This is a genomic window from Pseudomonadota bacterium (genome assembly GCA_041395565.1).
Lineage (GTDB): Bacteria > Pseudomonadota > Gammaproteobacteria > UBA9214 > UBA9214 > UBA9214.
Genome location: JAWLAI010000005.1, coordinates 269,071 through 281,303, shown reverse-complemented (window position 1 = coordinate 281,303; position 12,233 = coordinate 269,071). Strand labels below are relative to the sequence as shown.

The 12,233-nt window shown below is 62.6% G+C and carries 10 protein-coding genes; 7 read left to right on the top strand and 3 right to left on the bottom strand.

Annotated features, from left to right (window positions below; translation table 11 throughout):
* Window positions 1-231: 231 nt before the first annotated feature.
* Window positions 232-549 carry a hypothetical protein gene (locus R3F42_09190; GenBank protein MEZ5542207.1) on the top strand — a complete coding sequence of 106 codons (318 nt, stop codon included), beginning with the start codon at window positions 232-234 and terminating at the stop codon, window positions 547-549.
* A 96-nt stretch (window positions 550-645) separates the two neighbouring features.
* On the opposite strand, the gene metF is transcribed toward R3F42_09190, so the two are convergent.
* The 3 genes from metF to metK form a co-directional block, all read right to left on the bottom strand.
* Complete coding sequence (gene metF, locus R3F42_09185; protein ID MEZ5542206.1) at window positions 646-1,494, bottom strand: methylenetetrahydrofolate reductase [NAD(P)H]; 849 nt, start codon at window positions 1,492-1,494, stop codon at window positions 646-648.
* Window positions 1,495-1,587: 93 nt separating this feature from the next.
* On the bottom strand, window positions 1,588-3,006 hold the full coding sequence (gene ahcY, locus R3F42_09180; protein MEZ5542205.1) for an adenosylhomocysteinase: 1,419 nt from the start codon (window positions 3,004-3,006) through the stop codon (window positions 1,588-1,590).
* Window positions 3,007-3,031: 25 nt separating this feature from the next.
* Window positions 3,032-4,198 carry a methionine adenosyltransferase gene (gene metK, locus R3F42_09175; protein MEZ5542204.1) on the bottom strand — a complete coding sequence of 389 codons (1,167 nt, stop codon included), beginning with the start codon at window positions 4,196-4,198 and terminating at the stop codon, window positions 3,032-3,034.
* Window positions 4,199-4,312: 114 nt separating this feature from the next.
* On the opposite strand from metK, the gene R3F42_09170 reads away from it, so the two are divergent.
* The 6 genes from R3F42_09170 to fba all read left to right on the top strand — a co-directional run bounded on the left by R3F42_09170 (window position 4,313) and on the right by fba (window position 12,229).
* Window positions 4,313-4,885 carry a thioredoxin family protein gene (locus tag R3F42_09170; GenBank protein MEZ5542203.1) on the top strand — a complete coding sequence of 191 codons (573 nt, stop codon included), beginning with the start codon at window positions 4,313-4,315 and terminating at the stop codon, window positions 4,883-4,885.
* Between the two features lie 328 nt (window positions 4,886-5,213).
* Window positions 5,214-7,202: a transketolase gene (tkt, locus tag R3F42_09165; GenBank protein ID MEZ5542202.1), complete on the top strand. Its 1,989-nt coding sequence runs from the start codon at window positions 5,214-5,216 to the stop codon at window positions 7,200-7,202.
* Window positions 7,203-7,268: 66 nt separating this feature from the next.
* Complete coding sequence (gap, locus tag R3F42_09160; GenBank protein ID MEZ5542201.1) at window positions 7,269-8,270, top strand: type I glyceraldehyde-3-phosphate dehydrogenase; 1,002 nt, start codon at window positions 7,269-7,271, stop codon at window positions 8,268-8,270.
* 117 nt (window positions 8,271-8,387) lie between these two features.
* Window positions 8,388-9,572 carry a phosphoglycerate kinase gene (locus R3F42_09155; protein MEZ5542200.1) on the top strand — a complete coding sequence of 395 codons (1,185 nt, stop codon included), beginning with the start codon at window positions 8,388-8,390 and terminating at the stop codon, window positions 9,570-9,572.
* Between the two features lie 39 nt (window positions 9,573-9,611).
* Complete coding sequence (pyk, locus tag R3F42_09150; GenBank protein ID MEZ5542199.1) at window positions 9,612-11,057, top strand: pyruvate kinase; 1,446 nt, start codon at window positions 9,612-9,614, stop codon at window positions 11,055-11,057.
* Window positions 11,058-11,164: 107 nt separating this feature from the next.
* Window positions 11,165-12,229, top strand: coding sequence for a class II fructose-bisphosphate aldolase (gene fba, locus R3F42_09145; GenBank protein MEZ5542198.1), 1,065 nt, complete (start codon window positions 11,165-11,167; stop codon window positions 12,227-12,229).
* The last annotated feature ends 4 nt before the right edge of the window (window positions 12,230-12,233 follow it).

Sequence of the window (12,233 nt, the reverse complement as noted above, 5' to 3'; positions counted from 1 at the left end):
TTGAACCTAATTGTTAATATATACAGTAAATAATTGTAAATCGACGGGTAAGGCGGTATACGTATTTCATGTTATGACCAATTATCCGTAAGGCTGGTTTGATATAGGTCAGGTAAAGCATAAATTACATATGCTCTTATTGATGCAGGCCTGAGTGATCCAGCCCGGCGGCGCTCGCCGCGGGTTTATTTTAATTATATGATTTTAAAGGATAATGGAGGTAAAGGTACAGTGAAGCGCAAAACAATTATGCTATCCGCCGCTGCGGCCCTTGCCCTGGGAATGAATGCCGCGCACGCCTTCAATTTCGGCAATATGATGAACCCGGGTAAATGGTTCGACGATGACGATCATGATCGTTATTACGGGCGCTATGGCGGCTATGGTTATGGACCTTATGGCTGGGGCGGACCGTATGGCTATGGTGGCGGCCCCTACGGCTGGGGCGGACCATATGGCGGTTGGGGTCCCTACGGCGGGCATCCCAGCACGATCGTGGTCAATCCCTCGAGCGGCGATTCCAAGCCGGCTCCGAAGGCGCCGGAATAAGCGCAGGTAACTGAACCGACGGGAGCGCGGCAGAACGGTTCCCGTCGCGCACTCCTGTCAGAGCCACTCCGGCAAGGCGCGCGGGTAGCAGCTGCGCTAGCGCTTGCCGATGCCCAGGTTGTTGCAGATCGCCAGCGCCGGTTCCGCGCGGTTGAGGGTATAGAAGTGCAGCCCCGGGGCACCGTGGGCCAGCAGCCGTTCGCACAGTCCGGTCACGACTTCCTCCCCGAAAGCACGGATCGAGCCGAGGTCCTCGCCGTAGCATTCCAGGCGCTTGCGGATCCAGCGCGGTATTTCCGCACCGCACACATCGGAAAAGCGGATCAGCTGGAAGTAGTTCGTGATCGGCATGATACCCGGTACGATCGGGATCTGAATGCCGTTATTGCGGCAGCGTTCCACGAAATTCAGATAGGCGTCCGCATTGTAGAAGTACTGCGTGATGGCGCTGTCTGCGCCGGCGTCCACCTTGCGCTTGAAGTTGGCCAGATCCCGGTCGGGGCTGGTTGCCTGCGGGTGATACTCCGGATAGGCGGCAACCTCGATATGGAAGTGATCGCCGGTAGTGGTGCGGATAAACGCGACCAGTTCATTGGCATAGCGGAATTCCCCAGCCTCGACCATCCCGGAGGGCATGTCGCCACGCAGGGCGACGATGTGCCGGATCCCGCGGTCCATGTAACCCTGCAGCATCTCACTTATATTATCGCGCGTCGAACAGACGCAGGACAGATGCGGCGCCGTTTCGACGCCGGACTTCGCCTGGATGCCGATAACGGTGTCGTACGTGCGATCGCGGGTTGATCCGGCGGCGCCGAAGGTGACCGAGAAAAAGCCCGGGCGAAGCGCGGCGAGCCGCAGGCAGGCGGTTTCGAGTTTCGCTATCCCCTCCGCGGTCTTGGGCGGAAAGAATTCGAAGCTGATCGTGGCGTTGTCGGTATCCATGGCGTGAATGGACTGCTCACTGCACTGCCGGACCGCGGCGTGAACTCCCGCGCATGCCGTTCCCGCGGCGGCGGGAACGGCGGCGGGGAACGGTCAGTAACGATAGTATTCCGGTTTGTAGGGCCCATCCATCGGCACGCCGATGTAGTCGGCCTGCTGCTGGGTAAGCCGGGTCAGGTTGGCGCCGATCTTCGACAGGTGCAGGCGGGCCACTTCCTCGTCCAGTTTCTTGGGCAGCGTGTAGACCCGGTTTTCGTAACTGTCGCCCCGGTTCCACAATTCCATCTGTGCGAGCACCTGGTTGGTGAAGCTGTTCGACATGACGAAGCTCGGATGACCGGTGGCACAGCCGAGATTGACCAGCCGGCCTTCCGCCAGCAGGATGATGCGATTCCCGCTCGGCAGGCTGATGTGGTCGACTTGCGGCTTGATGTTGTCCCAGGGGTACTTCTTCATGCTGGCGACGTCGATCTCGTTGTCGAAATGTCCGATGTTGCAGACGATAGCCTGATCACGCATCTTCAGCATGTGGTCGTGGTTGATCACATGATAGTTGCCGGTTGCCGTGACGAAGATGTTGGCCTTGTCGGCGGCTTCCTCCATGGTGACCACGCGATAGCCTTCCATCGCCGCCTGCAGGGCGCAGATCGGGTCGATTTCGGTGATCCATACGGTGCAGCCGAGTCCCTTCAATGACTGTGCGCAACCCTTGCCCACGTCGCCGTATCCGATTACGACGGCGATCTTGCCGGCGATCATCACGTCGGTTGCGCGCTTGATGCCGTCGACCAGGGATTCGCGGCAGCCGTACAGGTTGTCGAATTTGCTCTTGGTGACCGAGTCGTTCACGTTGATGGCGGGGAAGGGCAGCTCGCCACGGTCCTGCATCTGGTAGAGGCGATGCACGCCGGTGGTGGTCTCCTCGGTCACGCCGCGGATGTTGTCGTGGATGCGCGAGTACCAGCCGGGCTGGCTGGCCAGCCGCGACTTGATGCTCTTGAACAGTGACACCTCTTCCTCGCTGCTCGGCTTGTCGAGGATGGCCGGGTCCTGCTCCGCCTTCCTGCCCAGCATGACCAGCAGCGTGGCGTCGCCGCCGTCGTCAAGGATCATGTTCGGTGTCCCGCCGTCGGTCCATTCCATAATCCGGTGCGTGAACGCCCAGTAGTCGTCGAGCGATTCGCCCTTGAAGGCGTAGACCGGTATGCCGCGCTCGGCGATGGCGGCTGCGGCGTGATCCTGGGTGGAGAAGATATTGCACGATGCCCAGCGCACATCGGCGCCCAGCTTGATCAGGGTCTCGATCAGCACGGCGGTCTGGATGGTCATGTGCAGGCTGCCGGCGATACGTGCGCCCTTGAGCGGTTTCTCGGTGCCGTATTTCTCGCGCAGTGCCATCAGGCCGGGCATCTCGGTTTCCGCAATGGCGATCTCCTTGCGGCCCCAGCCGGCAAGGCCGATATCGGCCACCTTGAAATCGGGTGCGTCCTTTCTGGCGGGCTGTGTGCTCATTTCGGTGCCTCTCGAGGTCTGTGCGTTAACGACCGGCCGCGTCACGCAGGGTGTCGGCCAGGTCGGTGTTTTCCCAGGTAAAACGATCGCCCGTACGGCCGAAGTGGCCATAGGCGGCGGTGTGCCGGTAGCCGGGGCGGAGCAGGTCCAGCATCTTCACCATCCCGCGGGGGCGCAAGTCGAAGTGCTCGCGGATCAGAGTCACCAGGCGATCCTCGCCCACCTTGCCGGTGCCGAAGGTATTGACGCTGATGGATGTCGGTTCGGCGACACCGATGGCATAGGATACCTGGATCTCGCAGCGCTCGGCCAAACCGGCGGCGACGACGTTCTTGGCGACATAGCGTGCGGCATAGGCAGCTGAACGGTCCACCTTGCTCGGGTCCTTGCCGGAAAAGGCACCGCCACCATGCCGGGCCATGCCGCCATAGGTATCGACGATGATCTTGCGCCCGGTCAGGCCGCAGTCGCCCATCGGCCCGCCGATGACGAAACGGCCGGTCGGGTTTATATGGATGTGCTCCTGCCGGCAGCGGTCGAGCCACTGCGCCGGGATCACCGGCTTGATGATCTCGTCCATGACCGCCTCGCGGATGGCCTTCAGGCTGATCTCCGGATCGTGCTGGGTCGACAGCACCACGGCCTCGACCCCGACCGGGCGGTCGTTTTCATAGCGAAAGGTCAGCTGGCTCTTGGCGTCCGGACGCAGCCACGGCAGCGTGCCGTTCTTGCGCACTTCGGCCTGGCGCTCCACCAGGCGGTGCGCGTAGGTGATCGGCGCCGGCATGAGCACGTCCGTTTCGTTGGTGGCGTAACCGAACATCAGGCCCTGGTCGCCGGCACCCTGTTCGTGGTCGTCGGTCTCGTCCACGCCCATGGCGATGTCGGGTGACTGCTTGCCGATCGCATTCAGCACCGCGCAGGATTCCCAGTCAAAACCGATATCCGAGCTGTTGTAGCCGATATTGCGCACGGTGTTGCGCACCACCGACTCCAGGTCCACCCACGCCGAGGTGGTGACTTCCCCTGCAATCAGGACCATACCGGTCTTCACCAGGGTCTCAACGGCGACGCGCGCGCGCGGGTCCTGTTCGAGAATTCCGTCCAGAACGGCATCGGAAATCTGGTCGGCAACCTTGTCCGGATGTCCCTCGGACACAGATTCTGACGTAAATATATGAAAATTAGTCATAATTTGATGTTTACCTGGGGCGGGGAACGGGCAAGTTTACCTTACGTTGGTGATATTTTCATCAGTCGCCCGGTTGCATAGAGTACGGCCAATCGGCAGCAGGAGGACAGGGCCTTGGCACGTACGGAAACACCGGTTTGCGAATTCGGTCTGCCAGCCGTCGATTTTGCGCTGCCTGGAACGGACGGGAAGATCTGGACGCTGGCTGAATGCCGTGGCCCGCGTGGGCTGCTGGTCATGTTTATCTGCAATCACTGCCCGTTTGTCCAGGCCGTCCGCGAGCGGCTGGTGCGTGATACGCGCGAGCTGCGTACCCTGGGCGTCCACAGCGTCGCCATCATGTCCAATGACCCGCGGCAGTACCCAGAGGACAGTTTCGAGAACATGCGTGCTGTCGCCGCGGAATATGCCTTTCCGTTTCCCTATCTGATGGACGAGACCCAGCAGGTAGCGCGCGCCTACGGTGCCGTGTGTACTCCGGATTTCTTCGGTTATAACAGCGAGTTGAAATTGCAGTACCGGGGGCGGCTCGATGCCAGCGGGAAGCAGCCGGCACCGCCCGGGGTGCGGCGCGACCTGTTCGAGGCCATGCGCCGCGTGGCCGAGACCGGGCAGGGTCCAGAGGATCAGGTCCCGAGCGTGGGCTGCTCGATCAAGTGGCGCGAGGACGAGGCCGCCGGGAGTTGATCTGGATCAAATAAGTTATTGTTATACAGCGATAAACAATCGTCCTATGCGGCGCCGGTCAGCGGGTGCTGCTATTGCCGTTGCGGAGAAACTAGGGGAAAATAACGCGCCTTGCCTACAGGCAGGTGCCCGACGGCCGGCGGGAAGCTCGATCCGACAAGGCCTGCGAAAACGACACGAATCATTGCCTCAGTGCAACTGAACCGGCACTGGAGGCTTTTTTTGTCGCTGAACCCGACGCGCGCCCGCGGCGCGCAGCGCCGGACAGAGACCGGCAGTGACACGGCGACAACGTCGACAGGATTTCAATTCAGAACAGGAGAAAACAATGGCTCAGCGTAAAGACCTTGCCAACGCCATCCGCGCCCTCAGCATGGATGCCGTGCAAAAAGCCAAGTCCGGTCATCCTGGCGCGCCCATGGGCATGGCGGATATCGCCGAGGTGCTCTGGAACGACAACCTGAAGCACAACCCGTCCAACCCGAAGTGGTCCGACCGCGACCGTTTCGTGCTCTCGAACGGCCATGGGTCGATGCTGATCTATTCCCTGCTGCATCTGACCGGTTATGACATGTCCATCGATGACCTGAAGAATTTCCGTCAGCTGCACTCCAAGACCCCGGGACATCCGGAATACGGCTATGCGCCGGGCGTGGAAACGACCACGGGACCGCTGGGGCAGGGCATCACCAATGCCGTCGGCATGGCCATCGCCGAGCGCGCGCTGGCAGCTGAATTCAACCGCGACGGCCACGAGATCGTGAATCACAACACCTGGGTGTTCCTGGGCGACGGCTGCATGATGGAAGGCATCTCGCACGAGGCCTGCTCGCTGGCCGGCACGCTGGGACTGGGCAAGTTGATCGCCTTCTGGGACGACAACGGCATCTCCATCGACGGTCACGTCGAGGGCTGGTTCACCGACGATACGCCGAAGCGCTTCGAGTCCTACGGCTGGCACGTGGTTCGGGGTGTCGACGGCCACGATCCGGCTTCGATCCAGAAGGCCATCGACGCCGCGCGCGCCGAGGCCGGCAAGCCGTCGCTGATCTGCTGCAAGACCATCATCGGCTACGGTTCACCGAACAAGGCCGGCAGTCACGACTGCCACGGTGCACCGCTGGGTGAGGACGAGATCGCGCTGACGCGCAAGGAACTGGGCTGGGATCACGCGCCGTTCGTCGTGCCCGCGGATGTCTACGCCGCCTGGGATGCGAAAGGCAAAGGTGCGCAGGCCGAATCCGACTGGAATGCACGCTTCGCCGCCTACAAGACCGCGCATCCGGAGCTGGCCGCCGAGTACGCGCGCCGCATGGCCGGCGAGCTGCCGGCGGACTGGGACAGGAAATCCGCCGAGTTCGTTGCCGCAGTGAACGCCAAGGCCGAGACCGTGGCCACCCGCAAGGCCTCGCTGAATTCCATCGAGGGCTATGCGCCGCTGCTGCCGGAAATCTTCGGCGGTTCCGCCGACCTGGGGTGTTCCAACCTGACCGAGTGGTCGGGTTACAAGCCGATGCGCGCCGCCAAGCCCGATGCCAATTACGTCAACTACGGCGTGCGCGAGTTCGGCATGTCCGCCATCATGAACGGCATCGCCCTGCACGGCGGATTCATCCCGTTCGGCGCGACCTTCCTGATGTTCTCGGAATACGCGCGCAACGCCCTGCGCATGGCAGCGCTCATGAAGGTGCCGAGCATCTTCGTCTACTCGCACGATTCCATCGGTCTCGGCGAGGACGGCCCGACCCATCAGGCTGTCGAGCAGATTCCGACCCTGCGCATGATTCCCAACATGTCGCTCTGGCGTCCCTGCGACACGGTCGAGAGCGCGGTGGCGTGGAAACTGGCCGTCGAGCGCAAGACGGGTCCGAGCTGTCTGATCTTCTCGCGCCAGGCGCTGCCGTTCCAGCAGCGCACCCAGGATCAGATCGATGCCATCAGCCGTGGCGGCTACATCCTCAAGGACTGCGCCGGCACGCCGGAGGCGATCATCATCGCGACCGGCTCCGAGGTGGCGCTGGCCATGGGTGCTGCCGAACAGCTCGCCGACCGGAAGATCCGTGTCGTGTCCATGCCGTCGACCTCCGCCTTCGACGCGCAGGACGCCGCCTACCGCGAATCGGTGCTGCCGTCCGCGGTGACCGCGCGCGTGGCCGTCGAGGCCGCCGTGACCCAGGGTTGGTACAAGTACGTCGGGTTGAACGGCAAGGTGGTCGGCATCGACCGCTTCGGCGAATCCGCGCCTGACAAGGTGCTGTTCAAGGAGTTCGGCTTCACGGTTGAGAATGTCGTGAATGCCGTCAAGAGCGTCCTCTGAGGGATACGTTTTCGTCGCCCCGCGCTGGGGCGAACTTAATTTTAAATAACACGCAGGAGAACGATTATGACGATTAAAGTCGGTATCAATGGCTTCGGCCGCATCGGCCGTATGGCCTTCCGCGCTATCTCGAAGGACTTTCCGGAAATCGAAGTGGTCGGCATCAACGATCTGCTCGACCCCGAGTACCTGGCCTATATGCTGAAGTACGACTCCGTGCACGGTAACTTCCCGGGCGACATCTCCGTCGACGGTAATACCATGATCGTCAAGGGCAAGAAGATCCGCCTGACCGCCGAACGCGATCCGGCAAACCTGAAGTGGAACGAGATCGGCGCCGACCTGGTCATCGAGTGCACCGGCTTCTTCCTGACCGAGGAAACCTGCCAGAAGCACATCGCCGCGGGTGCCAAGAAGGTCGTGCAGAGCGCGCCGTCCAAGGACGCCACGCCGATGTTCGTCTACGGTGTGAATCACAAGACCTACGCCGGACAGGCCATCGTTTCCGCCGCCTCCTGCACCACCAACTGCCTGGCGCCGGTTTCCAAGGTGCTGCATGACAACTGGGGCATCAAGCGCGGCCTGATGACCACCGTGCACGCCGCCACCGCAACCCAGAAGACCGTCGACGGTCCCTCCATGAAGGACTGGCGCGGCGGCCGCGGTATCCTCGAGAACATCATCCCGTCCTCCACCGGTGCCGCCAAGGCCGTGGGCAAGGTGCTGCCCGAGCTGAACGGCAAGCTGACCGGTATGGCCTTCCGCGTGCCGACCTCCGACGTGTCCGTGGTCGACCTGACCGTCGAACTGAACAAGCCCGCCAAGTACGAGGACATCTGCGCGGCGATGAAGGCCGCCGCGCAGTCCGGCGACCTGGCCGGCGTGCTCGCCTACACCGACGAGAAGGTGGTCTCCACTGACTTCCGCGGTCGCGGCACCCCGTCCATCTTCGACGCCGAGGCCGGTATCCAGCTGGATCCGACCTTCGTCAAGATCGTGGCCTGGTACGACAACGAGTACGGCTACACCTGCAACATGCTGCGCATGGTGAAGCACGTCGCCGGGTAGTCGACAGCCCTCAGCCGCCGGCCGCAACGGCCGGCGGCTGGCGGTCTTACCGAGCGGTTTCAGGCAAGGCCCGCCTTGACCTGAGATCTTTCAGAACAGTTAACCAGGAGATCAATCATGTCCTTCATCAAGCTGACCGACCTCGCTCTGGCAGGCAAGCGCGTGCTGATCCGCGCCGATCTGAACGTGCCGGTGAAAGACGGCAAGGTGACTTCCGATGCGCGTATCACGGCCTCCATGCCGACTATCGAGCACTGCATGAAGGCAGGCGCCAAGGTCATGGTGATGTCCCATCGCGGCCGTCCGGTGGAAGGCCAGGTCGACGAGGAGAACTCGATGCAGCCGATCGCCGACGACATGTCGGCCAAGCTCGGCAAGCCGGTGCGCCTGGTCAAGAACTACCTCGATACCGCTCCGCAGGTCGCCAACGGCGAGGTCGTGCTGTTCGAGAACGTGCGCTTCAACGCCGGCGAGAAGAAAGACGACGAGACACTGGCGAAGCAATATGCCGCCCTGTGTGACGTATTCGTGATGGACGCCTTCGGCACCGCGCACCGCGCCCAGGCCTCGACCCATGGCGCCGGCAAATTTGCGCCGACCGCCTGTGCCGGGCTGCTGCTTACACAAGAGCTCGAGGCCCTGGCCAAGGCGCTGGCCAACCCGGCCCGTCCCATGGTGGCGATCGTTGGCGGATCCAAGGTTTCCACCAAGCTGACCGTGCTCGAGGCGCTGTCCGACAAGGTCGACCAGCTGGTCGTCGGCGGCGGCATCGCCAATACTTTCCTCAAGGCCGTAGGCAAGAACGTGGGCAAGTCGCTGTGCGAGGCGGACCTGGTTCCCACCGCACAGGCGCTGATTGAGAAAATGAAGGCGCGCGGCGCGAACATCCCGATTGCCGTCGACGTGGTCTGCGGCAAGCAGTTCGACGAGAACGAGCCGGCAGTGCTGAAGAGCGCGGATGCCGTCGAGGACGACGACATGATCTTCGACATCGGTCCCAAGTCCGCGCAGGAACTCGCCGAGATCATCAGCAAGGCCGGCACCATCATCTGGAACGGGCCGGTCGGCGTGTTCGAATTCGACCAGTTCGGCGAGGGAACGAAGACGGTGTCCATGGCGATCGCCAACGCCGACGGCTTCAGCCTGGCCGGTGGCGGTGACACCATCGCCGCCATCCAGAAATACAACATCTATGACAAGGTGTCCTATATCTCGACGGCCGGCGGCGCCTTCCTCGAGTACCTCGAAGGCAAGACGCTGCCAGCGGTCGCCATGCTGGAAGAGCGGGCGAGTCAGAAATAGCAGCCACCTGCCAGGCCAGAAGGTTCCGGACTCGCATATATGCCAAGACGTACCAAGATTGTCGCCACGCTGGGCCCGGCCACGGACAAGGACAATGTCCTCGACGACATGATCCGTGCGGGCATGGACGTGGTCAGGGTGAACTTCTCGCATGGTTCCCACGAGGAACACCAGCGCCGCGCGGAAACGGTGCGCAACCGCGCGCGTGCCTATGGCCATCAGGTGGGCGTGCTTGCCGACCTGCAGGGCCCGAAGATCCGTATCGAGCGGTTCAGCGAGGGCCGGATCCTGCTGGAGAAGGACGACCGCTTCATCCTCGATGCGGCGCTGCCGGCGGATGCGGGCAGCGCTGAGCGTGTGGGCGTCACCTACAAGGGTCTGCCGGGGGACGTGGCGCGGGGTGATACCCTGCTGCTGGACGATGGCATGATCGAGCTGTGGGTCGAGGATGTGGTCGAGGCCGAGGTGCGCTGCCGCGTCGTGGTCGGCGGTTATCTCAGCAACAGCAAGGGCATCAATCGTCTCGGCGGCGGCCTGTCCGCCAGGTCGCTGACCGACAAGGACCGGGCCGACATCAGGTTCGCCGCGGAGATGGGTGCGGATTACGTGGCGGTTTCGTTTCCCCGCACCGCCGACGATATCCACGAGGCGCGCGAGTTACTGCGTGCGGCCGGGGGCCATGGCGGGATCGTGGCCAAGATCGAACGCGCCGAGGCGCTGGACGCACTCGAGGAGATCGTGAAGGCCGCCGACGTCGTGATGATCGCGCGCGGCGATCTCGGGGTCGAGATCGGTGATGCCGAGCTGCCGGCGGTGCAGAAGCGAATCATTTCCGTTGCGCGTTCCATGGACCGGGTCGTTATCACGGCCACGCAGATGATGCAGTCCATGGTGGAAAGCCCGATGCCGACTCGCGCCGAGGTGTTCGATGTCGCCAATGCGGTGATCGACGGTACCGATGCCGTGATGCTCTCGGCCGAGACGGCCGCCGGCCGATATCCGGCCAAGGTGATCGAGGCCATGGACCGCATCTGCGCCGGTGCCGAGCGCCAGCGCATCACCACGGCGGCGGAACGACGCATGAACATGCGCTTCAAGCGCGCCGACGAGGCGATCGCCAAGGCCACGATGTATACTGCCAACAGCCTGGGAGTGAAGGCGATCGCGGCACTGACCGAGTCCGGTGCCACGCCGTTGTGGATGTCGCGTATCAGCTCCGGTATCCCGATCTTCGCCATGACCCGGCACGTGGAGACGCGGCGCAAGGTGACGCTGTACCGCGGTGTCTACCCGGTCAGCTTTGACGTCACCACCCCCGATCATGCCACGGTCAACAAGGAGGCCATCGACGAACTGGTGCGCCGCGGCGCGGTTCGCGATGGCGACATGGTCATCATCACCAAAGGCGACCTGATGGGTGTGCACGGCGGTACCAATGCGATGAAAATCATCAAGGTCGGTGAACACGAGATCATGGAGCAGTAGCTTGCGCCGGCGGCACTGATCGTCTCCGGCATGACGGTGACTGACTGAAGCAGTCAGCAGATGTTTTTCAACTAGACAGATAACCAGGTGGGTTTGAGGAGAAGACAATGGCCATTATTTCGTTACGCCAGTTGCTGGACCACGCTGCCGAACACGGCTACGGCTGTCCGGCTTTCAATGTAAACAACATGGAGCAGATGCATGCCATCATGGAGGCTGCCGACGAAACCGACAGCCCGGTGATCTGCCAGGCCTCTGCCGGCGCGCGTTCCTACGCGGGCGCACCGTTCCTGCGCCACCTGATTCAGGCCGCCGTCGAACAGTGGCCGCATATCCCCGTTTGCGTGCACCAGGACCACGGCGCGTCGCCGGCCGTATGCCAGCGCTCGATCCAGCTCGGTTTCAGCTCGGTGATGATGGACGGCTCGCTGGGCGAGGACATGAAGACGCCGATGAGCTATGAGTACAATGCGGAGGTTACCGCGCGTACCGTCGCCATGGCGCATGCCTGCGGTGTTTCCGTGGAAGGCGAGCTGGGCTGCCTGGGTTCCCTGGAGACCGGCATGATGGGCGAGGAAGACGGTTCCGGCGCCGAGGGCGTGCTGGACCACTCGCAGCTGCTGACCGACCCCGAAGAGGCCGCGCGCTTCGTCGAGGATACCAAGGTGGACGCGCTGGCCATCGCCATCGGCACCAGCCACGGCGCCTACAAGTTCACCCGCCCGCCGACCGGCGACATCCTTGCCATCGACCGCATCAAGGAGATCCATGCCCGTATCCCGGACACGCACCTGGTGATGCACGGTTCCTCGTCGGTGCCGCAGGACTGGCTGAAGATCATCAACGAGAACGGCGGTGCCATGGGCGAGACCTACGGCGTGCCGGTCGAGGAAATCCAGGAAGGCATCAAGCACGGCGTGCGCAAGGTCAACATCGACACCGATCTGCGCATGGCCTCAACCGGCGCCATCCGCCGCTACCTCAACGAGCATCCGGCAGACTTCGATCCGCGCAAATACCTGAAGGCCGCGACCAAGGCCATGAAGGAGATCTGCCGCGCCCGTTACGAGGCATTCGGCACTGCCGGCAATGCGTCACGTATCAAGGTGATCAACCTGGAAGACATGTACAAGCGTTACGCTGCGGGCGAGCTGGATCCGCGCGTCAACTAGACGC

What these genes read in the sequence shown, in the direction of transcription:
- metF (MEZ5542206.1), bottom strand. Translation starts at nt 1,494, where the DNA reads ATGGATACCGACAACGCCACGATCAGCTTCGAATTCTTTCCGCCCAAG.
- ahcY (MEZ5542205.1), bottom strand. Translation starts at nt 3,006, where the DNA reads ATGAGCACACAGCCCGCCAGAAAGGACGCACCCGATTTCAAGGTGGCC.
- metK (MEZ5542204.1), bottom strand. Translation starts at nt 4,198, where the DNA reads ATGACTAATTTTCATATATTTACGTCAGAATCTGTGTCCGAGGGACAT.
- tkt (MEZ5542202.1), top strand. Translation starts at nt 5,214, where the DNA reads ATGGCTCAGCGTAAAGACCTTGCCAACGCCATCCGCGCCCTCAGCATG.
- gap (MEZ5542201.1), top strand. Translation starts at nt 7,269, where the DNA reads ATGACGATTAAAGTCGGTATCAATGGCTTCGGCCGCATCGGCCGTATG.
- R3F42_09155 (MEZ5542200.1), top strand. Translation starts at nt 8,388, where the DNA reads ATGTCCTTCATCAAGCTGACCGACCTCGCTCTGGCAGGCAAGCGCGTG.
- pyk (MEZ5542199.1), top strand. Translation starts at nt 9,612, where the DNA reads ATGCCAAGACGTACCAAGATTGTCGCCACGCTGGGCCCGGCCACGGAC.
- fba (MEZ5542198.1), top strand. Translation starts at nt 11,165, where the DNA reads ATGGCCATTATTTCGTTACGCCAGTTGCTGGACCACGCTGCCGAACAC.